At 72.1% G+C, this 25,938-nt stretch carries 15 protein-coding genes; 2 read left to right on the top strand and 13 right to left on the bottom strand.

Annotated features, from left to right (window positions below):
- Window positions 1–2: 2 nt before the first annotated feature.
- The 13 genes from ACFYP3_RS05885 to ACFYP3_RS05945 are packed head-to-tail and all read right to left on the bottom strand — an operon-like array spanning window position 3 to window position 20,891.
- Window positions 3–740 (bottom strand): tyrosine-protein phosphatase, encoded by a 738-nt coding sequence (locus ACFYP3_RS05885; protein WP_388827359.1) that lies wholly within the window; start codon window positions 738–740, stop codon window positions 3–5.
- On the bottom strand, window positions 737–1,240 hold the full coding sequence (locus ACFYP3_RS05890) for a CYTH domain-containing protein (RefSeq protein ID WP_388827362.1): 504 nt from the start codon (window positions 1,238–1,240) through the stop codon (window positions 737–739). Before ACFYP3_RS05890 ends, ACFYP3_RS05885 begins: the two co-directional genes overlap by 4 nt.
- The gene (locus ACFYP3_RS05895; protein ID WP_388827365.1) at window positions 1,237–2,790 is read right to left on the bottom strand and encodes an amino acid adenylation domain-containing protein; all 1,554 of its coding nucleotides are present in this window, start codon (window positions 2,788–2,790) and stop codon (window positions 1,237–1,239) included. Before ACFYP3_RS05895 ends, ACFYP3_RS05890 begins: the two co-directional genes overlap by 4 nt.
- Before the next feature lie 11 nt (window positions 2,791–2,801).
- On the bottom strand, window positions 2,802–4,880 hold the full coding sequence (locus ACFYP3_RS05900; protein ID WP_388827368.1) for an HAD-IIIC family phosphatase: 2,079 nt from the start codon (window positions 4,878–4,880) through the stop codon (window positions 2,802–2,804).
- A 2-nt stretch (window positions 4,881–4,882) separates the two neighbouring features.
- The gene (locus ACFYP3_RS05905) at window positions 4,883–5,869 is read right to left on the bottom strand and encodes a 3-oxoacyl-[acyl-carrier-protein] synthase III C-terminal domain-containing protein (protein WP_388827371.1); all 987 of its coding nucleotides are present in this window, start codon (window positions 5,867–5,869) and stop codon (window positions 4,883–4,885) included.
- Window positions 5,866–6,963 carry an acyl-CoA dehydrogenase family protein gene (locus ACFYP3_RS05910; protein ID WP_388827655.1) on the bottom strand — a complete coding sequence of 366 codons (1,098 nt, stop codon included), beginning with the start codon at window positions 6,961–6,963 and terminating at the stop codon, window positions 5,866–5,868. Before ACFYP3_RS05910 ends, ACFYP3_RS05905 begins: the two co-directional genes overlap by 4 nt.
- An 8-nt stretch (window positions 6,964–6,971) precedes the next feature.
- A complete protein-coding gene (locus tag ACFYP3_RS05915; RefSeq protein WP_388827374.1) occupies window positions 6,972–7,271 on the bottom strand; it encodes an acyl carrier protein in 300 nt (99 codons plus the stop codon).
- A 49-nt stretch (window positions 7,272–7,320) separates the two neighbouring features.
- Window positions 7,321–8,193, bottom strand: coding sequence for a 3-hydroxyacyl-CoA dehydrogenase family protein (locus tag ACFYP3_RS05920; protein ID WP_388827377.1), 873 nt, complete (start codon window positions 8,191–8,193; stop codon window positions 7,321–7,323).
- Window positions 8,186–11,713, bottom strand: coding sequence for a thioester reductase domain-containing protein (locus ACFYP3_RS05925; RefSeq protein WP_388827380.1), 3,528 nt, complete (start codon window positions 11,711–11,713; stop codon window positions 8,186–8,188). The genes ACFYP3_RS05920 and ACFYP3_RS05925 overlap by 8 nt, the downstream gene beginning before the upstream one ends.
- Complete coding sequence (locus tag ACFYP3_RS05930; RefSeq protein ID WP_388827383.1) at window positions 11,710–12,033, bottom strand: acyl carrier protein; 324 nt, start codon at window positions 12,031–12,033, stop codon at window positions 11,710–11,712. Before ACFYP3_RS05930 ends, ACFYP3_RS05925 begins: the two co-directional genes overlap by 4 nt.
- Window positions 12,030–16,661, bottom strand: a complete 4,632-nt coding sequence (locus tag ACFYP3_RS05935; protein WP_388827386.1) for an amino acid adenylation domain-containing protein — start codon at window positions 16,659–16,661, stop codon at window positions 12,030–12,032. The genes ACFYP3_RS05930 and ACFYP3_RS05935 overlap by 4 nt, the downstream gene beginning before the upstream one ends.
- The gene (locus tag ACFYP3_RS05940) at window positions 16,658–18,541 is read right to left on the bottom strand and encodes a non-ribosomal peptide synthetase (protein WP_388827389.1); all 1,884 of its coding nucleotides are present in this window, start codon (window positions 18,539–18,541) and stop codon (window positions 16,658–16,660) included. The genes ACFYP3_RS05935 and ACFYP3_RS05940 overlap by 4 nt, the downstream gene beginning before the upstream one ends.
- 58 nt (window positions 18,542–18,599) lie before the next feature.
- On the bottom strand, window positions 18,600–20,891 hold the full coding sequence (locus tag ACFYP3_RS05945; RefSeq protein WP_388827392.1) for an FAD/NAD(P)-binding protein: 2,292 nt from the start codon (window positions 20,889–20,891) through the stop codon (window positions 18,600–18,602).
- 1,257 nt (window positions 20,892–22,148) lie between these two features.
- On the opposite strand from ACFYP3_RS05945, the gene ACFYP3_RS05950 reads away from it, so the two are divergent.
- The gene (locus tag ACFYP3_RS05950) at window positions 22,149–22,523 is read left to right on the top strand and encodes a nuclear transport factor 2 family protein (RefSeq protein WP_388827395.1); all 375 of its coding nucleotides are present in this window, start codon (window positions 22,149–22,151) and stop codon (window positions 22,521–22,523) included.
- A gap of 238 nt (window positions 22,524–22,761) precedes the next feature.
- Window positions 22,762–25,827, top strand: a complete 3,066-nt coding sequence (locus tag ACFYP3_RS05955) for an amino acid adenylation domain-containing protein (RefSeq protein WP_388827398.1) — start codon at window positions 22,762–22,764, stop codon at window positions 25,825–25,827.
- Window positions 25,828–25,938: the final 111 nt, after the last annotated feature.

Consider the following 25,938-nt stretch of genomic DNA (forward strand, 5'->3'; position numbering starts at 1 on the left):
CTTCAGGCGTCCCCGCCGGTGAGGAGCCGGGACCGCAGCCGGTCGACCGTGGCGTCCGTGAGCTCGACCCGGTCCTTGAGGTAGCCGTGGACGGATCCGTAGCGGGATTCGAGGTCGGCCAGGACCAGCTCCATGATCTCCGCGGGAGCGCGTCCGTAGCCCGGCCACTTCATGACCCGGTCGGGGTTGGCGGTGCGCCAGTCCGCGAGCAGGCGCTCCGTGGCCAGCTCCGTCAGCTCGAAGTCCGCGAGGACGTCCCTGCGGTCCACTCCGAGCAGGGTGAGGACGAACACCCCGATGAGTCCGGTGCGGTCCTTGCCCGACGTGCAGTGGAAGACGATCGGGCCGGGGGCCTCGGCGATCTGCTCCAGGACCTGCCGGATCTCCTCGGCCCCGTCCTCGGTGACCTCGGCGAAGCGGTCGGCGAGGTAGCGCCACGGGTCGACGTCGGGGGAGATCTCCGCCTGGTCGTACGGCCGGTGTTCGATGCTCAGGTTGACGTAGTGGAAGCGTTCGGCCTCGGGCACCCGGCCCTTGGCCTCGATCTCCCAGGGATAGCGCAGGTCGATGACGCTCTGCACGCCGAGCTCCAGGAAGCGCTCCCAGTCGGCCCCCTGCAGCTTGCCCAGCGAGTCCGCCCGGTACAGCGTCTGCCAGGCGACGGTCCTGCCGTCGGCCGAGCGATAGCCGCCCAGGTCACGGAAGTTGTGCAGTCGCTCGAACGCAACGTGCCGGTTCATCGGGTCTCTCCTTGTTCGTCGGGCACCGCTCGTGCCGAAGCCGCGAGTACACGGTTGCTCCAGGCCGGGCTGCCGGTCACTTCCTCGCCGAACCAGTCGGGCGGCCGGAAGCTCCTGGCCTCTTCCACGCTGTCGAACTCGACCTCGACCACGCGCAGTCCGGCCAGGGCCCCGTCGTACTCGTCGACGGTCGCCACGTGGTGCTCCAGGGGAACGTTCCAGCGGTACTTGCTCAGGCAGTCGCCTCCGGCCAGGTCCCAGAGCTGTGTGAAGACCGCGTCGTCGATCTCGAACTCGACCTCCTGGCGCACCATGGCGCCCGAGGCGGCGTCGAAGGTCTTCACCGTCATGAGGCGGGCGTCCCGCTTGGACCGGACCCGGAACTCCACGGCAGCGCCCTGCGGCGACAGATAGGCCTGGCGCAGCTGTTCCCCGGTCGTACCCGGGGGCACCTGCCAGCCGTCCGCCACCGTGAACTTGCGCTCGATCTCCAGACTCATCGCACGACCACCCGCAGCCCGCTGTCGGTGGCGAGCCGCGCCCGGTCGAGCTTCCCCGACGGGGCGAGCGGCATCTCCGACACCACCACGATCCGGTTGGGCAGCATGTGCGCGGGCAGCCTCGTCCGGCACGCCTCGCGCAGCTGCGCGATGAGCTGCTCGGTCGCCGTCCGGTCCGGGGCGAGGGCCGCGTAGGCGACGAGGAGCGACTCGCCGCCCGCGGTCTCCTCGGTCAGGACGACCGCGTCGAGGACGTCGGCCTCGGCGCGCAGGGCCGCCTCGACCTCGCCGAGTTCGACGCGGAACCCGCGCAGGCTGATCTGCCGGTCGTTGCGGCCGAGGTACTCGTACGTGCCGTCGGACAGCCGCCGGGCCACGTCACCGGTGCGGTACCAGGTGCGCGTCTCGTCGTCGCCGGCCAGCCTGAGGCGGGGGAACCGCTCCGCCGTCAGGTCCGGCCGCCGGAAGTACCCGTCGGCGAGCCCCAGGCCCGCGATGTACACCTCGCCCGGCTCGCCCTCGGCCGCCGGCTGCCCCTCCGGGGTCAGCACGGCCATCCGGTGGTGCGCGAGCGGCTCCCCGATCCAGGTGCCGGACCCGTCGGACGCCACCCGGTCCTCGGTGAGCGCACCGAAGGTGGTGTGCACGGTCGTCTCGGTGATGCCGTACATGTTGACCAACGTCTCGGCGTCCGGCCGCAGTTGCATCCACCGGCGCACCGACATGGGGTCCAGCTGCTCGCCGCCGAAGACCACGTAGCGCAGGGCGAGCGGGACGGGGGCTCGCTCGTACGCCTTCGGCATGTACTTGAAGAAGCTCGGGACCGCGTTGAGCACCGTGACCCGTTGCTCGGCGAGGAGTTCGAGGAACGCCGCGGGACGACGGGCGGTCTCCGGCGGCACGATCACGAGCCGTCCGCCGAACAGCAGGCTGCCCCAGATCTCCCATACGGAGAAGTCGAAGCTGTAGCTGAAGTACTGCGTCCACGTGTCGTCGGGACCGAACTCGAACGGGCCGTCGGCGCAGGATCTGAACAGTTCGAGGACCGCGCTCTCGGGGACGGCCACCCCCTTGGGCTGCCCCGTCGACCCCGACGTGTAGATCACGTAGACGGGGGTGCCCTCGGGCCTCGGCAGGGGTGCGGCGGATGCGGCCGCGTCACCGTCCGAGCGCGCCACCCGGTCGAAGCCTGCGGGCAGCGCGGCGTTGTCCGGCGCCGAGATCACCGCGCGCACGCCGCTGTCGCGCACCATGAAGGCGAGCCGGTCCGCCGGGTACGAGGGGTCCAGCGGGACGTAGCCGCAGCCGTGACCGAGGACGCCGAGGATCGCCGCGACGACCTCCCAGCCGCGTTCGAGGCTGATGCCGACGAGGTCCCCGGGGCGTACGCCGTGGAGCGCGAGGCCGGCGCGGTACTCCCGCGCCGCGGTTTCGAGTGCGCGGTACGTGATGTCGAGCGGGCCGTCCGTGATCGCCACGGTGTCGGGGCGCTGGGCGGCCTGCCCGGCGAACACCTCGTAGAGGGAGGTGGCCTGCTTCAGCTCGTGCATGGTTCTCCCGGTCACTCGGCGGACTTCGTCGGCAGGGCGACGAGGGCCGCGTGCAGCCTGTCGTAGCTCTCGTCCAGGTCGTCGGAGACCTGCAACTCCCACAGCGGCAGCCCCGCCAGGAGCTCCCTGAGGTCCTCCTCCACCGCGGCGACGCCTTCGGCGCTCTTCGCGGTGGCGTAGTCCTCGCGGCAGCGGTCGAGGGCCTCTTCGATGTCCAGCTCGCGCGGTGCCGCGCCCTCGCCCCTGACCAGGAAGACCAGGCAGGAGGGACGGGCCCGCGACAGCAGGCGGTCCTCCAGCGCCGCGGGGACGGTGACCCGGCACTTGGCGCCGTTCTCGATCGGCGCGGCGGTCGCGTCCTGGAGCGCCGTGCTGCGGGCGATCATCTCGGGGCTCAGGTACAGGGCGCGCGGGTAGCCCCACAGCGCGCCGCCGGGCTCGTCCATGTTCCTGGCCAGGATGTCCTCGCCCACCAGGCGCGCCCCGCGGTGCAGCGCCCAGTACGTGAACGTCGACTTGCCGACGCCCGCGGCGGCCGTCAGGACGGCGACCCGGCCTTCGGTCTCGATGGCCCCCGCGTGCAGCGGGTAGCTGCGCGGGGAGCGGCAGACGAGGTACAGGAAGAGGCGTTCGAGGATCCACCTGCCCCACACGGCGGAGCTGTCCAGGTCGGTCCGGGCCAGGACCAGTTCACCCGAGGCGCTCGTCGGGTCGAACACGCAGCGGGAGCTGGCCGTGTCGATCACGATGGGGTCGCCCGTCATCACGTCCAGGTTGTGCGGCGGGTTCACGGCTTCGCCGGACGGACCGTCCTGCACCGAGAAGCCGAGGCGCACCGTGCGGCTGTGGGCCCCGGTCAGGGCGTCGGCGGCCACGGCGGGGCCGAAGAAGTCGCGCACCACGCCGCTCGCGGCGACGTCGTACGAGCATTCCACGCGGTAGCCGTAGCACTCGTGCACGGAGTGGATCCGGTCGGCGCCGAGCGTCGGGGCCGTGACCCGCATGGTGGTCGAGACGTCCTGCGCGGTGGGGACGAGGTGGAGCCGCTGGACGCCGCCTTCCGCGCCGTCGGCCGCGTCGGGTCCGGCTGCCGGGCCGCAGTCCGGGCACGGCTGCTGGGTGAACCCGGCGAACCGGTAGGCCACTTCCATGATCCGGTTGCGGTCGGTGGCGCGGAAGTCGGCGGTCAGGTGCACGCCGGCGCGGTGCGCCTGGGCCATGAGCCAGCGCAGGATCGTCGCGCCGGTGCCGAAGGAGACCACGCGGCAGGACGTGGCCAGGAGCTTGAGGCGCCAGCTCTTCCTGCCGCGCTCCAGCAGCATCACGCCGACGGCACCGTGGCTGCCGAAGCGGTCGGTCAGGCTCATGACGAGGACGTCGTGGTCCGGGTCGGCGAGCAGGGCCCGCAGGTCGGCGTCCGAGTAGTGCACGCCGGTCGCGTTCATCTGGCTCGTGCGCAGCGTCAGCTCCTCGACCCGCGCCAGGTGCTCGTCGCCCGCGTGCTCGATGACCAGGCGCAGGTCGAGCGACTTGAGGAACTCCTCGCTGGATCCGACGTGTTCCTGCTCGGCCTGTTCGCGCTGGAAGCCCGCCTGGTACATCGCACGGCGGTTCGCCGCGTCCTGGGTGACGTGGGCGGGGCTGAACTCCGCCAGCCCCGTAAGCTCCGTGGCGCGCTCTGCCCCGTAGGTCCGCACGGCGGGCAGCTCATGGGCCACCTCGGCACGCTCGGTGGGCTGGTCGTCGATGAAGGCGACGACCGACTCGGCGAACTGGAGCCGGCTCGCGATGGTGCGGACGGAGTCCGACTTGCGGCCCCAGCCGATCTGGGGGAAGACGAAGTACTCGGCCATCCCGAGCTTCTCCAGCCGCTCCCAGGCGAGGTCGTGGTCGTTGCGGCTGGCGACGGACTGCAGGATGCCCCGCGCGTCCAGCTCCACCACGGTGCGCCGGATCTCCTCGGGCAGCTCGACCTCTTCGTCTTCGAGGATCGTGCCTCGCCACAGGGTGTTGTCCAGGTCCCAGACCAGACACTTGACCAGGGGCTGGTCGGCTTCGGCCGGCGTCGGCCCGGCTGCGGATTGCGACATGGTCAGATCTCCCAGAGTGTGGCGGCCCAGGCGGCGACCGGGCTGTTGTTCAGGACGAGCACGTGATCGCCGCGCCGCAGTCCGCCTTCGGCGAGCAGCAGTTGCAGGTTGAGCACGACGTCCATCGCCCCCAGGTGGCCGAACTCCGTGAGGTGGCGTCGGCAGACGGGGTGGATGGGGAGGCCGAGCAGGGTCTCGTAGAAGTCGAACGCTCCCGCGGTGACGTTCTGCATGAGCGTTGCGGCGACGTCCTGCTTGCCGATCCCCGCGTCGGCGAGCACCTCGTCGACCAGGCGGCCCAGGCGCTGGCGGCTGTGCAGGGCCAGCTCGAAGCGGTAGCGGTCCGCCGACTGGCATTCCTCCCGCCACTCGTACCAGGGCGCGGACTTGTAGTCGACGCGGAAGAGGTCGTGGAAGGTGCCGTCGCTCTCCATGCGGTGGGCCCGCAGCACCGGACGGCCACCGCGCACCATGGTCATGGCGTACGCGCCGTCGCCGATCACGGTGACCGGGTAGCGCACCCGGTCGGCCCCCGTGGGCCGGCTGGCGTGGGCGATGACCGCGCTGTCGCGGCCCGGGTCCGCGGTGATCAGGTCGCGGGCCAGCGCCCACGCCGCACTGGACCCGGTGCAGCCGAGGCCGTCCACGGTGAAGGAGAAGGTGCGCGTCAGGCCGGCCTCCGCCTGCACCTGGCCGACGTCCGAACCGAGCAGCACGTCCGGGGAGCGGGGGCTGACCAGGATCAGCAGATCCGGGTGGTCGGTCTCGGCCAGGCCGAGCCCGCGTACGGCCTCGGCCGCGAGGCCCGCGGTGGCGCGCCCGTCGAACACGCCGACGGTCTCCACGCCCGAGCCGCGGGCGAACTCGGCTTCCTCGTGGCCGAGCAGACCCGTCTCGGGCAGGTCGGCCACCTTGGTCCGTTCGTCCGGCAGCAGGCAGTGGATGGCACCCAGGCCGATCTCGTCGCCGTAACCGTCACGCTTCGTCATGCCCACACCGTCATTGCCTCGTCAGCCAGGAGCAGCTGGCTGATCTCGTTGCTTCCTTCGATGATTTCCATCAGCTTCGCGTCCCGGAAGGCGCGGGCCACCACGTGCGAGGAGGTGGCTCCCGCCGACGCGAGCACCTGCACGGCGCTGGCGGCGCCGCGCGCCGCGTGCCCGGCGGCCACGTGCTTGGCGAGCACGGCCGCCGACGTGTGCTGCGGCCGCTTGGCGTCCCAGTCGGCGCTGGCACGCTCACAGGCGTGGGTCGCGGTGCGCTCGCCCACGTGCAGTTCGGCGATGTGCCGTCGGATCAGCTGGTGCTGCGCGAGCGGGCTGCCGAAGGTCTCCCGCCGTGCGCTGTGGCGTACGACCTCGCGCAGGCAGGCCCGCAGCATGCCGACGCACCCCCAGGCCACGGAGATCCGCCCGTGGGTCAGCGGTGAGGTCGCCAGCATGGTCACCGGCATCCCCGCCCCGCCGAGCAGGTACTCCGCGGGCAGCCGCACGCCGCTGAGGCGCACGGTGGAGTGCCCGGCCGCACGGCAGCCGAGCGGGTCGGGGACGCGCTCGATGCTCACTCCGGGGGCGTCGGCCGGGACCACGGCCATGGCGGCCCCGTTGCCGTACCGGCCGAAGACCACGAGCAGGGACGCGTAGTGGGCGCCCGTCACCCAGGTCTTCACGCCGTCGACGACGATCGAGTCGCCGTCCCGGGTGATCTCGGTGGCCATCGCGGCCAGGTCGCTGCCGGCCCCCGGCTCGCTGAACGCCACTCCCGCGCTCTCGCCGGACGTGAGGCGCGGCAGGAAGTCCGCCTGCTGCTCGGCCGATCCGAACCGGGACACGGTCCAGGCGGCGATGCCCTGCGACGTCATGATGCTGCGCAGGGAGCTGCACACCTCGCCCGTGGCCGCGATCAGCCGTCCGTTGTCGAGACTGCTCAGGCCGAGGCCGCCGAAGTGTTCGGGGACGTCGGCGCAGAGCACGCCCTTGGCGCCGAGCTCACGAATCACCTCGCGCGGCAGTTCGGCGCGGCGGTCCCACTCCTCGGCCGCGCCCTCGGCGAGACCGGCGACGAGGACGGCCGCCTGCTCCATCGCCTCGTTCACGAGCCGGCCCCGTCCCGTAGCCGCTCGACGAGCGCCACCATGGCCCGCACGCTGCGGAAGTTGTCCATCCGCAGCTCGTCCCCCTGGACCGCCACGCCGTACGCCGTCTCCACGTGGACGACCAGCTCGAGGGAGAACAGGGAGGTGATCGCCCCGGAGGCGAACAGGTCGGTGTCGGGGTCCACCGGCACCTTCACGCGGCCCTCCAGGAAGGAGAGCAGCGCGGTCTCTATCTCGGCGGCGGTCGGCTGGGCGGAAGAGGTGGTGGACACGGTGATCAGGGGCCTCTCGGTCATGGGTCCCGAAGGGACGGCGGTGGTCGGGTCAGGGTCCGGACGGATCGGGTCAGGGTGTGTACGCATAGAAGCCACGCCCCGTCTTGCGTCCGAAGTCACCCGCGGCGACCTTGCTGAGCAGCAGGTCGCACGGCGCGTAGCCGGCGTCGCCGGTGCGCTCGTGGAGGACGCGCAGACTGTCGACGACGTTGTCGAGGCCGATCAGGTCCGCGGTGGCGAGCGGGCCCGTCGTATGGCCGAGGCAGCCCTGGAACAGGGAGTCGACGCCTTCGTGGGAGGCGATGCCCTCCTCGACGATCCGGGCGGACTCGTTGATCATCCGCTGGAGGATCCGGTTGATCACGAAGCCGGGGCCGTCTCCCACCACGATCGACTCCCGGTCGAGGGCGGTGAGCAGGGCCAGGGCCCGGCCGAGCGCGGCTTCGGAGGTGCGCGGCCCCCGGATCACCTCGACGGTGCGGATCAGGTACGGCGGGTTCATGAAGTGCGCGCCGAGGACGTCGGCCGGACGGGCGGTGTGCCCGGCGAGCTCGTCGACCGGGATGCCGGAGGTGTTGGTCACCACCGGCGTGCCGGGGGCCACCAGCTCGGACACCTCGCTGAGGACCTTGGCCTTGACCGCCGGCAGTTCCACCACGGCCTCCACCACGACCGTGGCGCCGCGCACCTCGTCGAGGGAGGTGGTGGTCACCAGCCGGGGGTGCGTCGTGTCGCGCGGCAGTTTGCCGAGGAGCTGCCCCTGGCGGATGCGCAGCGGCACCTCCTGGGCGGCCCGTTCCAGGGCGGCGGCGTCCACGTCGACGAGGACCACCGGGATGCCGTGGCCGAGGGCCAGCGCGGCGATTCCCACGCCCATGACTCCCGCGCCCAGCACGGCGAGCAGATCGGTCTGCTGTCGTTCCGTCACGTCTTCCTCACTCATTTCGATCGGGTCCGGGTGCGCCACGGCTCCCGAGCAGTTCCAGATAGGCAGGGTCCTTGCCGGCGAGGTGCCGCAGCGCCGTGCGCAGCAACTCCCCGCTGGGCTCCGGGCTGTGGCCGCTCTCGGCCAGCCAGGGGCGCCATGCCACGGCTTCGACGGCGCTGTCGCCGCTCTCGTGTCCTGCGATGTCGTAGAGAGCCATGCTGCTGAGCACCTCGTTGTCCGAGGCCCGGGCCCGCTCGACCACCGCGGAGAGCCAGTCGGACCGGCTCAGCGGCTCGGTGGGCAGTCCGGCCTCGCCAAGCAGTGCGAACAGCCTTTGTGCGCTGACCCCTTCGGGCGCCACGAGGTGGAAGGCCCGCCCCGCCGCGCCGGGTGTGAAGGCGAGGTCGACGACGGCGCGCGACACGAGGTCGACGGGTGCCATCGGCATCGGCCGGTCGTCCAGCGGGTGGACCCCCGTGGCGAGGCCGGCGGCCAGCATGCGCCAGAGCATGTCCTTCGGGTTGCAGGCGCCGGTGACGGTCGAGCCGAGGATGAGTCCGGGCCGGAACACGCGGACGCGCATGCCGTCCGTCTCCGCACGCTCCAGGAGTCGTTCGCAGACCCACTTGCCGACGCCGTAGCCGCCGGCGGCCGGGTCGAGCGGCTGCTCCCGCGTCTCCAGGGTCCGGCCGTCCGCGCCCAGCGCGGCGCCCGTCGCCGCCAGCGAGGAGACGAAGTTGAACTCGCGCACGCCGTGGCGCCGCGCCCAGCGCAGCAGACCGAGGGTGGGGACGACGTTGTCGTCGCGCAGTTCGCTGTACGGCTCGGTGAACACCACCCGGGCGGCGCAGTGCACGATGTGCCCGACACGGCTTGTCAGTTCGCCGTCGCGGTATTCGTCGCAGACCTTCTCGACGTCGCGCAGGTCGCCGGTCACCACCCGTACCCGCTCGGGGTCGGGTGCGGGCAGCCCGTACGAGGCCGCGGCGTCCCGCAGACGCCGTTCGCCCTCGGCTTCGCTGTCCGCACGCACCAGGCAGTACACCCGGCGCTGCGTCGCGACGAGGTGCTGGTGCAGCAGGAACGCGCCGAGGAAGCCGGTGGCTCCGGTGAGGAAGACGTCGGTGCCCGGGGCGGTGGCGGATGACACCTCTCCCAGGGACAGCCCGAGATCGGCGTCGACGAGTGCGCCCTCGCCGTCCGCGATCTCCCCGTCGGCGTCGTGCCCGTCGGGGTTCGCCCCGTCGGCGGGCGTCGCGTCCTTGGCCTTCAGCCCGGCGCGCACGGTGGCCGCGAGCTTGCGCACGGTGGCCCGACTGCCGCCGACGCGGTGCAGGTTGACCAGGACGCCGAGCCGCGCGTGGACCTCCAGCCCCATCTTCACCGACAGCAGGGAGGTCCCGCCCAACGCGCCGAACTCGTCGTCGAGGCCGATGTCCGGAGTGCCGAACAGCTCGGTCCAGATGGCGAGGAGCGTCTCCTCCGTCACGTCGGAGCCCGTCGGACGGCCTTCGGCCGCTGCGCCGGTGCCCGCCGCAGGGGCGGGGGCGGATACGGCCCGTACGTCGATGCGGTCGAGGGCCCAGTAGCGGCGCCGCTCGTAGGGATACGTGGGCAGGGCGAGCCGCCGTCCGCGGGCGCCGCGCGCGAGGTACGCCCAGTCGACCTCGGCGCCGTGCAGCCACGCCGTGGTGACGGCCTCGTCCAGGGCGTCCGGCTCCGGCACGCCCTGCGGGCCGAGCACGAGCAGGTGGGCGCCGGCCGGGGCGTCATCGGCAGACAGCCACAGGACGTGGGTGTGCGGCGCCGGATCGGCGGGGGCCTGCGTGACCACGTCGGCCCGGCCGTTGAAGGCCTTGACCAGGTGGTCGAGGAGCGGCTTGGCCGGGACGGCCTCCCCGTGCTCCGGCGCGACCAGGACGACCTTGCCCGGCGTGGCCCGCACGGTCCGCGCATGCGGGGGACGCGGCAGCCGCAGGGCGGCGGCGAGCCGGTCCGGGGCGGCCGTCACGACCCGGCGTTCGGCGAAGGAGCGCCGGCCGACCCGCAGGGTGTGGGCCACGTCGCCCGCGGGCGCGCCGGCGTCCAGGCTGTCGGCCAACAGCCGTGACAGCGCGTCCAGTTCGGTGCGGGTGCGCGCGGACAGGACCAGACGTGTCCGGTCCGCGGGCTCGGCCGCGGGGCGGGTGGGGGCGGGCGGCGGGGCGAGCACCACGGTGGCGTTGGTGCCGCCGAGGCCCATCGAGTTGACCAGGACGTGCCAGTCCTCGCCGTCGCCGTCACCGTCGTCGATCGGTGAGGGTTCCTTCGGGATCCGGAAGGGGCTGTCGGCGAGGACGCCCGGGTCACGGGGGTGCTCGAAGGACGGGTGCGGCGGTACGACACCGGTGTGCGCGACCTGGACGGCCTTGATGAACCCGGCGATTCCCGCGGCCCATCCGGCGTGCCCGATGTTGGCCTTGACCGACCCGAGGGCGCACCCGCCGGGGCTCGGCTGCAGGGTGCCCGCGCTCTCGGCGGCGGTCCGAAACCCCTCGGTGAGACCGCGGAGTTCGAGGCTGTCGCCCAGCTGGGTGCCGGAGCCGTGCGCTTCGACGTACCGCACCGTGTGCGGGGCCGTGTCCGCCACCGCGAGCGCTCCGGCGACGACACCGGCGAGCCCGGTGGAGCTGGGCGCCGTGAAGCCGGAGCGCTGGGAGCCGTCGTTGCCGACCGCGCTGCCGCGCACCACGGCGAGCACGGGGTCGCCGTCGGCGAGCGCGTCCGCGAGGCGGCGGAGCACCACGGCTCCCGCCCCGGCGCCGGCGGCGGTGCCGGTGGAGCGGGCGTCGAACGGGCGGCAGTGCCCGTCCTCGGACATCACCCCGCCGGGCTGGTAGTGGTAGCCGACCAGCGGGTCGCTGACGGCCGCACCGCCGACGACGGCCAGGTCGCATTCGCCGGACAGCAGGCTGAGGACGGCGTAGTGCACTCCGGTGAGGGAGGACGAGCACGCCGTCTGGACGCCGACCGAGGGGCCGCGCAGGCCCAGTTTGTACGCGACGCGCGAGGCCAGGAAGTCCGGCGCCCCGCCGAGGGTGAGGTCGAGGTCGTCGACCGCGGCGGCGAGGCCGCCCTCACGCAGCTTGGCCGCCTGCAGGGCCACGGTGTAGGGGCTCGGGCCGCCGCTGGCGAAGACGCCGACGACCGGCCCCGTACCGGACTCGCCGGGTGCGTGCCCGGCGGACTCCAGGGCCTCCCAGCAGACTTCGAGGAAGAGCCGCTGGCCGGGGTCGATGCTTTCGGCCTCGGCCGGGGAGTAGCCGAAGAAGTCGGCGGCGAACAGTTCCACGTCGGGGACCGTCGCGGCCACCCCGACGAAGTTCGGGTCGTTCAGATCCGCGTCGGACAGGCCGGTGGCCCGCAGCCTCTCGTCGGACTGGGCACGCGTGGACACGACCCCCGACATCAGGTTGTTCCAGTACGCCCCGGTGTCGGGGCCGTCGGGGAATCGGCAGCCCAGGCCGACCACCGCGATGTCCGTCGTACGGCTCATGCCCGGTCCTCCGCGGTCTCGGAACGGTTGCGGCCGAGCAGCTGGGACCGGGCGCGCGCGCCCAGGCCCGCGTCGACCGCGGCACCGGCAGCGGCATCGGGCCCCGCGGTGAGCAGGGCGGCCTGTGCACGGATGGTGGGATGGTCGAAGAGGTCTTCGAGGGCGATCTCGCGCATCGCCAGTTCCTCCAAGTGCTCCTGGAGAACCATGACGAGCAGCGAATGTCCGCCCGCGTCGAAGAAGTTGACGTCGGTGTCCTGGACCTCGGTGCCCAGCACCGTGCTCCAGATCCGTCGTATGTCCTCCGTCGGGTCCGTCACGGCTGTGTGTCTCCAGTCTCCGGACCCTGTTCGGGCCGGTCGGCGTGCGCGCCCTGGGGCGCCGGGGTCAGATCGTTCAGGACTCGGAAGTCCGGATGTGTGGCCAGCAGGTCGGCGGCGCGCGCCAGGTCGCTCAGCAGAGCGTCCACGGTCGTCCGGTCGAACAGGGCCGTCGAGTAGGACAGTTCGAGCTCGATGTGGTCGTCGGTGTCCCGCAGCATCAGTTCCAGCTCGTACTTGATGCGCAGTCCGGGCGGGGTCGCCTGCCGGGCCCGTACCCCGGGCCCGAGGTCGGGCACGGCGGCCGGACCCGACGCGGCGGTCACGAGGACCGGGGTGACGGGCGGGCGTCCGAGGCCGCGGCCGGGGTCGAGTCCGGCGACGAGCTCCTCGAAGGGGACGTCCGCGTACTGGTAGCTCGTCAGGCTCTCCTTCCTTACGGAGGAGAGGAGTTGGCGCCAGGTCGGGTCGTCCCTCAGGTCGACCCGCAACACCAGCGTCTTGATCAGCATGGCGACCGCCTCGGTTCCCGCGACGCTCTCGCGCCCGGCCCAGGGGAAGGCGAAGAGGAAGTCGCGCTGGCCGCCGTGCCGCGCGAGTGCCGCGGCCAGCAGGGCGGGCGCCGCCATCGACGTGGTGACACCCGCGCCGGCGAGGACCTCGCGCAGCCGGGCACTGGTGGTGCCGGACAGCCGGACGCCGCAGCTGTCCGCCGCGGTGTCCTGCACGGACGGGCGCTCGCGGTCGCGCGGGAGCTCGATGTCGGTGGGCGCTCCGCGCAGCCGCTCCAGCAACCCCTCCACGCGGGACGCGCGTTGGTCGGCGCCGAGTGCGGCCCAGTCGTCGGGCAGGGCGGCGGGGTGGACCGCCGGGGGCAGGTCGGGCCGTGCACCGGCCACGACCGCCCGGTACGCCTCGCCCAGCTGGCGCATCAGAAGCTGCTGGGCCCAGCCGTCGGCGACGATGTGGTGGCACACCAGGACCAGTACGGTCCGGTCGCCGACCGCGGCGATCTCCGCCCGGGCCGGAGCATCCTGGGCGAGGTCGAACGGGGTCCAGCACAGCTCCTTCAGCTGCTCCGCGACCTGTTCGTCGCCGCGCCCGCTCCAGTCGCTCAGGCGGACCTCGGGGGCGGTTCCGTCGGTCGTGTAGAAGACCTGCCTGCTGGCACGGTCCAGGGCGAACCTGGAGCGCAGCGCCGGGTGGTGCCCGAGCACGTGGGTCAGGGCCTCGGCCAGGGCCCGGCGGTCGACCGGGCCGGTGAACTCCACGACGGTGGGCGCCAGGTAGGCGGTGCGCTGGCTGGCGAGCCGGTCCAGGAACACCATGCGCTGCTGGATCGGGGTCGCCGGGTGACGGCCGTCCCGCGGCGTCGGCGCCACTTGGCCGCGCGGCCCGCCGGCTGCGGTCTCCCGCAGCCGGGCGAGGCCGTCCACGGTCGGCTGTGCGAGGAAGGCCCCCAGCGCCGGCGCGGCGCCGTCCTCGCGCTCGATGGCGGCCAGCATGCGCACGGCCAGCAGGGAGTGCCCGCCCAGCGCGAAGAAGTCGTCGTCGGGAGCGAGCGAACCCGCCCGGAGGGCCTCCGCGGAGGCGCCGAGCCGGCCGTCGGCCCCCAGCGCGGACAGGAACTGCTCGCTCGCCCACCGCTGCGCCGGGTCCAGCTCGGCCGCCCGTCGCTCGGCCCGCGGCAGCGGTACGTCCCGCAGCGCGCGCAGCGCCCGGAAGTCGATCTTGTCGTTCGGGGTCATGGGCAGGGCGTCGACCGCGTGGACCGCGCCGGGCAGGACCGCCGCGGGCAGCCAGCGCAGCAGCGGCCCGACCAGTTCGTCGTGGGTCGGTGCCGCGCCGGGGTCGGCGAGGACGACGTACGCGACGAGGCGCTCCGGGTCTGCGTCGTCGACGGTGACCGCGGCGGACAGCACGGCCTCGTGCTGCTCCTCGAGGAGTGCGGCGACCTCGGCGGGTTCGATCCGGTTGCCGAGGATCTTGACCTGGTCGTCGGCGCGGCCCAGGTACTCGATCAGGCCGTCGCCGCGGACCACGACGCGGTCCCCGGTCCGGTACATCCGGGCGTCCGGCTCGTCCGCCGGGGCGAACGGATCCGGGAGGAAGGCCGCGGCGGTGAGGTCGGGGCGGCCGAGATAGCCCCGGGACACGCCGTCCCCCGCGAGGTAGAGCTCGCCGGGCACGCCGGGCGGCAGCTCCTCCCCCGCGGGCCCGAGCACGTAGGCCCGGGTGTTCCACACGGGTGAGCCGATCGGGGGCGCCTGCGGGTCGTCCGGGTCGACCGACGCGGACAGGCTGGTGCACGAGACCTCGGTGGGCCCGTAGACGTTGCGCAGGGACACCTGCCAGCGCTGGGCGCACTCCGCGGCGAGGGCCCGGGTGAGCTTCTCGCCGCCGAGGTGGATCAGCCGCAGCGAGGTGCCGGGGTGCCCGGCGCCCGCGCTGTCGGCCGTGTCCTCGGCGTCCAGCGCGGCGCGCAGCAGGCCGGGCGTCATGGACACCACGGTGCTGGTGCGCAGGAGGCGGAGCAGGGCCCGGCCGTCCTTGCGCTCGACGTCGTCGGCGTAGACCAGTTCCGCGCCCGAGGCGAGCGCGCGGAAGGTCTCGAAGGTCGCCGGGTCGAACGAGGTGCCCACGACGCACAGCAGCCGGTCGTCCGGCCCGAGTCGGGCGTCATCGGCCCACCACAGCACGGTGTTGGCGAGTCCGCGGTGCGGGACGGGGACGCTCTTGGGCCGGCCCGTGGTGCCCGACGTGTAGATGACCACGGCGGTGTCGTCCCCGGTGAGGGCGGGTGACCGGCGTTCGCCCCGGGGGCCGTGCCGGAGCCCCTCCACGTCGATGACGCGCACGTCGGTGTGCACCTGGCGGAGCGCGGCGGCCCCGGCCGCGTCGGCGAGGACGACCCGGGCGTCCAGGTCGCCGAGTACGTGCTCCAGGCGCTCCACGGGTGTGTCCAGGTTCAGCGGGACGTAGGCGCTGCCCGCGCGCAGGGTGCCGAGCCAGGCCGCCACCAGGGCGGGGCCGCGCGCGGCGAGCACGGGGACGACGCTGCCGGCGCCGCCCGCGCCTTCGGAGCCGAGGCGCGCGGCGACCGACCAGGACCAGTCGTCGAGCTCGCCCCTGCTGAGCCGGGTGTCGCCCACGCGGACGGCGGTGGCGTGCGGGTCGTCGGCCAGCCGGGAGGCGAGCACGTCGAGCAGCGTGTGGTCGGCAGGCGGTTCGTTTCTGCTCAGGTCCTTGCGGGGTCCGGCCAGGACGCCCGGGATGGCGGCGCCCGGAGCCCTGCTGGACAGCGGGAGCGCGGCCAGCGCGGTCTCCGGGGCCCGCACGGCCGCGGCGAGGAGGGCGAGGTAGGCGTCCCGGAAGCGCTCGGCGGTCTCTTCGGAACAGAGCGCGAGGTCGTGTTCGATGGTGGCGACGACACCGTCGGCACGCTGCTCGATCAGGAGGAGCAGGTCGTACCGGGCGGTGCCGGTGGGCAGGAGTTCCGGCTGCTCCCAGCGGTGGTGGCCACACGCGCGGGGCGCCGGCATGTTCTGCAGGCCGAAGGCGACCTCCACCAGTGGGCCACGGCCGGATCCGCGCTTGGCGGCGGTCAGTGCCGTGAGCCGGTCGAAGGGGAGGTCCTGGTGGGCCAGGGAGCGGAAGGCCTCCGTACGCGACCGCAGGCACAGCTCTTCGAAGGTGATGTCGGGTGCGGGAGTGCACCGGAGCGGGACCGTGTTGACGAAGCAGCCGACCACGCCCTCCAGGACGGGCTTGGGGCGGTTCGCCATGACGGTGCCGACGACGAAGTCCGCCGCCCCCGACCAGCGGCGCAGCACCTCCTGGAAGGCGGCGAAGAGCACCACGAAGGGGGTTGCCCGCAGCCGGGTGGCGACCCGGCCGGTCTCGTCCCACAGGTCCGCGGGTACGGAGAACGTCAGGTGACCGCCCGTGCGGACGTCGTCGTGGTGGGCGCCCCGGCCGGGGAACAGCGGTGAGTCGGCCGCCTCGGCCAGCTCGTCGGCGCGCCGCGCCGCCCGGCCCTCCACATCGCGCTGCTGCCAGGACTCGCGCTCCCAGGCGGCGAAGTCGGCGTACTGCACGGCCGGTTCGCCGGAGGGGACGCTGCTCTGGGTCAGGGCCGCGTCGTAGGCCTCGCGCAGGTCGTCGAAGAAGGTCGCCAGGGACCAGCCGTCGAAGGCGATGTGATGAACGGTCAGCAGCAGGGTGTCGCCCTCGGGTGCGCCCTGCCAGAGGTGGCACCGCAGCAGCGGCCCGCGCTCCAGGTCGAAGGGGATCCGCGCGAGGGCGTCGAGCTCGTCCGGACCCGGCCTGGCGGCGCGTTCGCTCACCGTGACGTCGACGGCACGTGGCGGGCCCACCACCTGCACGGGCCGGCCGTCGTGCGCCGTGTACGTGGTACGCAGCGCCTCATGACGCGTGGTCAGGTGCAGTAAAGCCCGACGCAGGGCGGGCACGTCCACCGTCTCGCTCCAGCGGAGCACCAGCGGGACGTTGTAGGCGACGGTGCCGGGATGGGCCTGCTCGATGAACCACAGGCTCTGCTGCGCGGCGGAGAGGGGCGCCCGGGACGCACCGCGCCGGCCGAGGACCGGGTTGCTCTGCTCCGTCATTGTGCGTCCCCACCCGTCCCGCGATCGGGCGTCGAGCGCCGCACCACGTCGATCAGTTCGGTCAGGTCGGCCGTCAGCAGGACGTCCGCTGGGCCGAGGTCGACCGACGCGGCCTCGCTGATGCGCGACGACAGCTGGATCGCGAGGATGGAGTTGCCGCCCTCCGCGATGAAGTTGTCGTCGCCGCGGGCGTCGGGTACGTCGAGGACCTCGCACCACAGGCGCAGGACGTCGCGGGCCACGGAGTCCGCAGCGGGAAGTCCGGCACCGACGGGATCGGCGGAATCGGTGGAACCGACGCCGGGGCCCGGCTGCGGCGTTCCCGCCTCCGCACTGCCCGCCAGCAGTGCGGCACGGTCCACCTTGCCGGTGGGGCCGAGCGGCAGCCGGTCCAGAACGCTCCACCGGGCCGGCAGCATGTAGTCGGGCAGCACCTCCGCGAGGGCGGTCTGCAACGCGGCCACGACGGCGCCGTGTTCGAGGTCGTCGTGGGCCGCGGCCGGGACGACGAAGCCGACGAGCGCGGCCGAGGCCCCCTCGGCGACCTTCTCGACCACCGCGGTCTCGACGAGTCCCGTGGCGACGGCCGCCCGCTCGATCTCCTCCAGCTCGACGCGGAAGCCCCGCACCTTGACCTGCCGGTCGAGGCGCCCGAAGATCTCCAGCCGGCCGTCCCGGCCCCTGCTCACGACGTCGCCGGTGCGGTACAGCGTGCCCAGGTCCTCGGCACCGGGAACGGTGACGAACCGTTCGGCCGTGAGGTCGGGGCGGCCTTCGTAGCCGAGCGCGACGCCCGGTCCGCCGAGGCACAGTTCGCCGCGCTCTCCGTCCGGGACGGGGAGCAGGTCGGGTCCGAGCACGTGGAGCGTGGTGTGCTGGACGGCGTGGCCGATCGGCACCCGGTCCGCGTGGTCGAGGCGCTCGGGCGTGAGGTCGTAGTACGTGGCGAAGGTGGTGACCTCCGTCGGTCCGTACACGTTGACCAGGCGCTTGGGCGGTCCGGCCGCGAGCACGCGGCGCGCGGCCTCGGGCGTGAGGGCCTCGCCGCCCACGAGCAGGGTGTCCAGGACGCCCAGGGCGGCGGGCCGCTCATGGGCGATCATGTGGAACAGCGCCGTGGTCAGGAACAGCGCGTCGACCCGCTCGGTACGCAGCAGTTCCAGCCAGCCGTCGAGGCCTGCGGCGACCACGGGCGGCAGGACCACGACGGTGCCGCGGGCGGACAGGGCGGCCCAGATCTCGAAGGTGGTGGCGTCGAAACTCGGGTTGGCGGCGTTGCCCACGCGGGTCCCCGGCCCGATGGCGCAGTACGTCGGCTCGTCGACGAGGCGGCGCACGGCACGGTGGGGCACCACGACCGCCTTGGGCAGGCCGCTGGTGCCGGAGGTGAAGTTCACGTACAGCGCGTCGTCGGGACCGCTCGGGTGGCTCGTGCCCAGGGGGTCGCCCGCACACTCACGGACCACCTCGATCACGGGCAGTCCCGGAGCCAGCGCCTGCACCCGGGCGATGTCGCCGGGTGCGCCGATGACGGCGCGCGCCGCGGTGTCGGTCAGCTGTGCGGCGGACCGTCGCGACGGAGCGCCGTTGTCCAGTGGTACGTAGCGTGCTCCCGTGCGGGCCACGGCGAGCATGGCCACCACGAGGTCCGCGCTGCGGTCCAGGGCGATCCCGCAGGCGTCGCCGGGGCCGACGCCGGCGGCGGTCAGCCGCGCGGCGACGGAGCCGGCCAGGTTCCACAGGTCGCGGTAGGTGAGGCGGCGTCCGGTGGTCGCCTCGTGCACGGCGAGCGCCTCGGGGTGGTGCTGCGCGTGCTGTCCGATGGGGTGGTGCACTCCGGCCACATTGTCGGCCCGGGAGTAGGCATTCTGGGTGTCCATGACGAGTGGCGTCTCTTGAGAGGTCGGATACGGGCGAAGGTCCGGCACGTGGGCCACGTCAGGCTGCAGTGGTCTGCTTCCAGAAGGTGCGCAGCCAGCAGAGGACGTTTCGCATGGCGTGGTGGTTCGCGTCGGGCTTCATCGCACCGCCCTGGAAGAACCGCTGGCCCTCGATGGCGGGGCCGAGCACGGAGATCCGGTCGTCGACGGAGCCGTCCGGGCGGATCACCCGGAAGTCCTCGGTGAGGTCGAGGCCGCCGGGTTCGAAGGCCTCGCCACCGCCGGTGTGCGGGTTGCGCCAGACGCGTACGAGCCCACGGCGCAGCAGGTTCGGGTAGAGCGGCGCGATGTCGGCCGAGGCGTCGAAGGAGGGGACCCGGCCGTCGACGAGGACGTCGATCGGGCGGACGGCGCCGGTGCGCGGCCCCCTGACGACGAGGGTGTCGCCGTCCGTGTCCACCTGGGCCCGCGGGCCGGGGGACACGTCCAGGATTCCGTGCTCGATGAGCGCCTGGATCCGCTCCATGACCTCCGGCACCGGGCCGTACGCCAGCCGGTTGTGCTGGCGCAGCCAGCTGCCGAGGAAGGCGCGGTGCGCGTCGGCGTGCAGACCGCCGAAGTTGACGGCATGCACGACGGCGGGACGCAGACCGCGCCACACACCGTCCGCCGCGGTCTTGGCCGGGTTGGTGAAGGTGCCCTGCCGGGCCCAGATGTGATCGACCGTCATGAATTCGACCATCGCCTTGCGGTACTGCTCGGGCGACGTCTGATCGCTCGGCGCGATCGGGTCGAGGGTGCGTTCCCAGGAGAACAGGTTGCCCGAGGGAAGGACGGCGTGCCGGCTCGGCGATTCCAGGCCGGCGACGATCGAGGCCACCTCGGCCGGGTCGTCGAGCGCCGCTTCCAGGCGCTCCCTGGCGTTCTGTCCGAGAACCACGTCCACGTAGCGCCACAGGAGGGAGTCGAAGCACCAGGGCCGCGCCGCGGCGCGGAGCGAGGCGTACGGCGAACGGCCGAGGAGGAACGACTCCAGGGCGTCGACGGCCTCCGCGACCGCGCGCTCGATCGGCGCCGTCAGCAGGCGGACCGATTCCTCGGTCGATGCGGTCTCCGCGGTCCGGTCGAGGAAGTCCCCCCGGGCGACGGCCGTGGCCTCCGCGAGGTGCCCGCCGAAGTCGTCGCCGAACAGCGTCTCGTAGTACAGCAACCACATTTCGGCCACGATGAGCGGAAACAGATGGCGCTCGTAGTCGATTTGGCGCGATACCGATCGTCCCACCCTGACCGGATCGCCACCGAAGTTCTCGCGCAGCCGGTCGACGGATTCGACGGTAAGGAATATCCCTTTCCGCTTTTTCTTCTTCGCACCGGACGAACCGGACTCGTGGGGCCGGGCGAAGGCGAACAGACCGGATTCACTGAAAGCGACGATGGAACGCGGTTCCCGCCCGGACGGCACATAACGCAGTTCACCGGTCGCGGCCCGGCGGAAGGTGCCGCCACGGCCCTCCGTGAGATGCAGGATGACGTCGATGCCCGTGAGCATCGTCCCCGCACACCCGACGACCCGATCGGGGCCCGCATTCTCCGTGGTGAGTCGCTCACGCAGCGGATAGGCACTGGGCACGAAAACGGCACCGGGTGTACGGGCGGCGGCCTCGGCCCATCGGCGAGTGCGCGCCGAGCGCATGGGATCGCTGTAGGAGTGACCGGTCAGGAGGAGTACCTGGTCGACGACCGTCCGCGTCGCGGCACCGTTCCCCAGGTCGTCCACGGGGGCCGACGCAATGAGGAGCGGTCCCTCTTCTCCCTTTTCGCCGAGGTCCTCGATGTCGGTGACCTCGGCATGGTGCAGGGTCACCGTGACCGACGGCTGGGAGCGCAGGATTCTCACGTACTCGGAAAAGTGCTCACGCAGCGCGAGGCCGTGCAGATAGCGCTTGGGCCAGCTGTCCGGGTCGATGTCGAACCGGGGATCTCCGGTGTCGTCGAACTTTCGCCTGCACCAGTCGTAGAAGTTGGGGCGAAGCTCCGCGGGAAGCAGCGGACCTGCGCCTTCGACGCTCTCGTCCGCCCCGAAGGACACATGCCTGGCGATGCGGTTGAGGAAGCTGGTCGGTGCCTGCGCGTCGCTGTGCACCCCGCCGGCACCGAAATGACCGGTGCGGTCGAAGACGTGGATGTCGAGCTCGACGGAGCCGTCCAGAGAGGGCACGGAAGCGGCAAGGCGCTCCATCGCGTAGGTGCAGTACGGGCCGCCGCCGACAATTGCCAGGCGTATCCGGGCCAGACCTCCCTCTCTACCCGCAACTCCTCCAAGTTCCCCTTGAATATCGGATTCGGACATACTGACCGGTTTGGTCAGATTTTCCGCAGGCTGCACTGATTCCTACTCCCCCGTTGCACAAGAACAGCACAAGAACAGCTATCGGCGACGAGCGCCGACCAATCCCCGTGTCGCGTCAATCCTCGATGCCACAGTCGACACGGCCCTCGGCCGTGCGAATAGCCGGGCAGAACGACGACTGCGCAAACCTACACTCCCGTGAAGCGCACGGCACCCTCCAGCCATTCGGAATTAACCGGGGAGCCGTTCAAGATCCATCGAGTGTAGCCCTTCGAATTTTCTCTGACCACCCTAATTTTCAGGTCCTATGGAGTCGAAACGGACGGAAGCACCCTCAATCCGAAGGTTCGGTGACGCCTCGTCAGTCTTCAACGGGTGAGAGGAGGAAATCGGACACTCGGGCCCCAATGGCCGCAAGCCGAAAGGGCCCGTCGAGTATTCAGAGGTGGGCTTCGCCTTATCCGGTCCGGCATTCACGGCCCCATACGGCCCGCTGCCGGACGACTCCTGCGCCGCGGCACCTCTGGTGGCGGACGGAGCGGTCCCGTGGCTGCCTTGGCAGCAGCCCTGCCAGCCCGCTCAGCGGCGGGCCGTCCTGACGGTCGGGTTCCGCGAACAGCGTGCCACCCGGCTCACGTCCGGCGTGGCGCCCCGGCGGCCGCCGCAGTCAGGCCCAACGCGGTCGGTGCGCCGTCGAGTTCACTACGCCAGTACTCCTCCCATGCCGCAGCCGATCGGAAGCCAGAGCGTGCTCGGCACACGCGATTGCGTGAACCGTAGGTAGCGCGAAGGGTGTTCGGAATCAAACACCTGACGGACGGCCTGCGGCTCCCGAGGATCCTGCCACAACATGCATCGGCCAACTATCGCGCAGATCACACGGTGCGGCATGGCCCGCAGGACCTCCGCAAGTGGAAGAGAAGGGTCCACCGCGTCGACTCCGGGAACAGAGGGGGAACAGCGGCCTCGGGGAGGGTGCGTAACCAACGCAAACCTCACCGACGCCGTTGCCGCCCGACACACAACCCCCTTGCCACCAGCGGAGATACGGTCTCTACCAACCTCGGGCAAACACCCCCCAACGCGAAGAAGAACACCTTCGAAGTGCACGGCGAACCCTGCTAGCCTTCCGGATGCATGTGCGGGGGCCATGTATGTTCTGGCATGCCGCGCTGGAGTACCGCGCCATCTTCTGCCACGCCGCCCGACCGACAGGGCCGGCCTCATCGGCGGAACCAAGGACGGAGACATCCCGATATGACGGCCTCCACCAACTCCGCGGAGGGACTGATCCCCCGCTACTACGACTGCGTCGACCGGCAGGACCCGGCGATGTTCGACCTGTTCCACCCGTCCATCCGTTACAAGCGACCGGGCTACCCCCTGATCCGGGGCATGGCCGAGTTCCGCGAGTTCTACGCCAACCGCCGTGTCATCGTGCAGGGTCGGCACGTCGTCGACGCGCTGTTCCACTCGGACCGGCAGGTGGCGGTCGAGGGCCGGTTCACCGGCATCCTCCGTGACGGTTCCCGCACCGACCTGACCTTCAGCGACTTCTTCGACCTGGTCGAGGAGGAGGGCACGGTCCTCATCGCGTCGCGCCGCACCTACTTCGACGACACGCGAGTGTGACGGACCGTCGCAGCAAGGCCCGCACGTGCACCGGAGCGGTGACCGGAGGGGTGCACCCGGGTCTCGGCGCCCGGCACGGCGCTCCGCAGGGCGCTCCGCACGGCGCCCCGCCGCGTTGACGGACCGCGCGAGTACGTCCCGTACGCGCTGCGGCCCTGCGCCTTGCGACGTACCGCACCGGACACAGCGACCCGGCACACCTTCCCGGCCACGGCACTAGCTGAAAGACCGATGATCCATGGACATCCACAGCCCCTATGCACGTGGTGAACGCATCGAGCGCGTCATCGCTCACCACGCCGCGCGCACGCCCGAAGCGATCGCCCTCCGCCAGGGTGACCGTACCTTCACCTATGCGGAACTACGGCAGCGGGCCGCCACCATGGCAGAGGGGCTCCACGCCGCGGGAGTGCGGCACGGAGACTGTGTTCCCGTACGCATGGAACGCTCGCCGGAGCTGGTCGTGGCGCTCCTGGCCGTCCTCGAGGCGGGAGCGGCCTACATCGCGGTCGACACCGCCTGGCCCGCGGCTCGCACCGATTCGATCATCCTGCGCTCCGGGGCGTCCTTGGTGGTGTCCGAGGACAACTACGCACACCTCGCGGCCGGCGCGCCGGAGCCCGTCTCGCTGAAGCCCCTGGAGGACGGCGGCGAAGCGGCGTGCGTCTTCTTCACCTCCGGCTCGACCGGGCAGCCCAAAGGCGTGATGTCACCGCACCGCGGCACCATCCGCACCCTGGTCGGCTATCCGTCCATTCCGCTGGACGCCGACAGCGTCTTCCTGCAGTCGGCGCCCCTGCCCTGGGACGGCTTGTCCCTGGAGCTGTGGGCTCCGCTGCTCAACGGCGGCTGCTGCGTCCTCCTCGACCGAGGTCATCCCGCCCTGGACTCGGCCACGCTGCGGGAAGCCGTGCGGAGCGGGGTGAACAGCCTGTGGCTGACCAGCTCCCTGTTCAACGTCCTGACCGAGGAGGACGTCGACGTCTTCCGCGGCATCCGCTTGCTGCTCGTCGGCGGTGAACGCGTATCGCCGGCCCACGTGCGCCGGGTCCTGACAGCCCTTCCCGACCTGCACGTCGTGAACGGCTACGGGCCCGCGGAGAGCACCATCTTCGCCACCACCCACGTCGTGCGCGCCGAGGACGTCGCCGAGACGGCCACCGAAGTCCCCATCGGCCGGCCGGTGCCCCGGACCGGCGTGGCCCTGGTGACCACTTCCGGAGAGCGCGCGAAGCCGGGCGACATCGGGGAGATCGCCATCTCCGGCGACGGCCTCGCCCTGCGCTACCTGGCCGACCCCGAGGCCACGGCGCGCGCCTTCTTCGAGCTGGACGGTGTCCGGCACTACCGCACGGGCGACCTGGCCGTCCTGGACGAGGACGGCAACTACCGCTACCGGGGCCGCGCCGACCGCGAGTTCAAGGTCCGCGGTGTGCGCATCGCCCCCGGAGAGGTCGAAAAGGCGCTGGAAGCACACACCAACGTCGCCACGTGTTGCGTGCTGCGCATAGAGACCACGCCCGGCCGCCCCGAACTGGCCTGTGCCTACACCACGCTCGACGACGCACCCCTGGACGCGCGCGAACTACGCGAGTTCGCGGCCCGTACGCTGCTCGGCTCGATGGTGCCCACCCGGCTCCTGCACCTGCGGCGACTGCCCCTGACCGCCACCGGCAAGGCCGACTACGCGGCCGTCCGCGTCCTGGTCGAGGAGGACGCCGCGCCGGCACCCGCTGCCGCCGCCGCGGCCGGCGTCCCGGACGCGCCTTCCGACTCGGTCGCCGACCAGCTGCTCGCCGAGGTCGCACAGCTCCTCGGCCGCCCGGGCACCACACCTCACGAGGACCTCTTCCACGCCGGGCTGACCTCCCTGGACGCGGTGCGACTGGCCTCCCGGATCACCGTCCGCACCGGAGCCCACATCACGGCGGCCGACGTGTACCGGCAGCGGACCCTCGACAAGCTCCTGACGTTGAGCGGCGATCGGGAGCAGTCGGCCGACGTCGGCCCCGGCTCGCTGGACGCCGGCCACGGCGACGCGCCCCTGTCGCGGGCCCAGGAACGGTTCTGGCTGGCCGAGGAGTTCACCCCCGGCGACGCCGACAACGTGGTCGTGCTCGCCTACGCGCTCAAGGGCTCGCTGGACGTCCGGCGGTTCGAGGAGGCGCTCGGCCAGGTGATCGCGCGCCATCCCGTACTGCGGACCGTGTATCCCTACGAAGGAGCCGGCGCGGTGCAGCGCGTCCTGCCGGCGGACGACGCCGGCGTGGCCCTGGAACGCACGAGCGCCCCGCACCACGCGGGTGCGGCCGATCTGCGCGAGCTCGCCGAAGAGATCTCCGCGGATTGGTGGGGCGGAGCCACCGACCTGGAGAAGGAGCCGTCCCTGCGACTGAGGCTGTGCCGCGTGGACGAGCAGACGCACCTGTTCTGCGTGCGCGTGCACCACCTGGCCTTCGACGGCTGGTCGGAGACCCTGTTCATGGAAGACCTCGCCGCTGCCATGGACCCGGACGCATCGCTGGCCGAGCCGCCCCCCGTCACCTACGCCGGATACAGCGCGTGGGAGCGGGACCGGCTCGACACCTGGCTCGCGCACGATCTGCCGTACTGGCAGGAGGTGCTCAAGGACGCGCCGCGCCCCTTCCTGCCCCGCCCCTCCGAGGGAACACAGGCCCGCCGCGTCGAATCCGTCCTGCCGGTCTCCCCCGAGGTGGTCGCCCGGCTGACGCGCACCGCGGACACCTTCGGCGGGACGCCGGTCGCCGCACTGCTGGCCGCGGCCGGCCGGTCCCTGTCCCAGGTGTTCGGCGTGGAGGACATGTGCCTGGGCACCGTGTCGACCGGACGGCACAGTCCCGAGCTGGAACCGATCGTCGGCTGCTTCATCAACTCCCTTCCGATCGCGCTGACTTCCGTACCGGAACAGGACGCCACGGAACTCCTGGCCACCTGCGCCAAGGCCGTCGCGTCGGGGTTCCAGCACGCCCGCACGCCGTTCGACGAGCTGGTGCGTTCCCTGCAGCCGAAGCGGGACCGACACCCGTGGTTCCAGGTCTGGGTGATCCTGCAACGTCAGCCTCCGCGGGTGCGCCTCGGTGCAGCGGTGACGGCGGAGGCACTGCGCATCCGTCCACCCCACACCGGTTTCGAGCTGCTGATCGAGGCGGTTCCGCAGCCCGACGGCGCCTGGGAGCTCGTGGTGAGCAGACGCGCAGACGGAATGTCCGAAGCCGAAGCCGAGCATCTGCTCGACCAACTCACCTATTCCCTGGGCGAGTTGTCAGCCACCACTGCCACCTGACGCCAACCTCGGCACGACGACGGTGAGGCGCTCAGTCGCGGTAGGCGGCGGTCGGCCAGGTCGGACGGCAGCAGGGTGTCACGAGATCGGTCAGGTCGCTCTGCCGGATGC

It is taken from the genome of Streptomyces sp. NPDC005533 (assembly GCF_042871845.1).
Taxonomy (GTDB): domain Bacteria; phylum Actinomycetota; class Actinomycetes; order Streptomycetales; family Streptomycetaceae; genus Streptomyces.

What these genes read in the sequence shown, in the direction of transcription:
- ACFYP3_RS05885 (WP_388827359.1), bottom strand. Translation starts at nt 740, where the DNA reads ATGAACCGGCACGTTGCGTTCGAGCGACTGCACAACTTCCGTGACCTG.
- ACFYP3_RS05890 (WP_388827362.1), bottom strand. Translation starts at nt 1,240, where the DNA reads ATGAGTCTGGAGATCGAGCGCAAGTTCACGGTGGCGGACGGCTGGCAG.
- ACFYP3_RS05895 (WP_388827365.1), bottom strand. Translation starts at nt 2,790, where the DNA reads ATGCACGAGCTGAAGCAGGCCACCTCCCTCTACGAGGTGTTCGCCGGG.
- ACFYP3_RS05900 (WP_388827368.1), bottom strand. Translation starts at nt 4,880, where the DNA reads ATGTCGCAATCCGCAGCCGGGCCGACGCCGGCCGAAGCCGACCAGCCC.
- ACFYP3_RS05905 (WP_388827371.1), bottom strand. Translation starts at nt 5,869, where the DNA reads ATGACGAAGCGTGACGGTTACGGCGACGAGATCGGCCTGGGTGCCATC.
- ACFYP3_RS05910 (WP_388827655.1), bottom strand. Translation starts at nt 6,963, where the DNA reads ATGGAGCAGGCGGCCGTCCTCGTCGCCGGTCTCGCCGAGGGCGCGGCC.
- ACFYP3_RS05915 (WP_388827374.1), bottom strand. Translation starts at nt 7,271, where the DNA reads ATGACCGAGAGGCCCCTGATCACCGTGTCCACCACCTCTTCCGCCCAG.
- ACFYP3_RS05920 (WP_388827377.1), bottom strand. Translation starts at nt 8,193, where the DNA reads ATGAGTGAGGAAGACGTGACGGAACGACAGCAGACCGATCTGCTCGCC.
- ACFYP3_RS05925 (WP_388827380.1), bottom strand. Translation starts at nt 11,713, where the DNA reads ATGAGCCGTACGACGGACATCGCGGTGGTCGGCCTGGGCTGCCGATTC.
- ACFYP3_RS05935 (WP_388827386.1), bottom strand. Translation starts at nt 16,661, where the DNA reads ATGACGGAGCAGAGCAACCCGGTCCTCGGCCGGCGCGGTGCGTCCCGG.
- ACFYP3_RS05940 (WP_388827389.1), bottom strand. Translation starts at nt 18,541, where the DNA reads ATGGACACCCAGAATGCCTACTCCCGGGCCGACAATGTGGCCGGAGTG.
- ACFYP3_RS05945 (WP_388827392.1), bottom strand. Translation starts at nt 20,891, where the DNA reads ATGTCCGAATCCGATATTCAAGGGGAACTTGGAGGAGTTGCGGGTAGA.
- ACFYP3_RS05950 (WP_388827395.1), top strand. Translation starts at nt 22,149, where the DNA reads ATGACGGCCTCCACCAACTCCGCGGAGGGACTGATCCCCCGCTACTAC.
- ACFYP3_RS05955 (WP_388827398.1), top strand. Translation starts at nt 22,762, where the DNA reads ATGGACATCCACAGCCCCTATGCACGTGGTGAACGCATCGAGCGCGTC.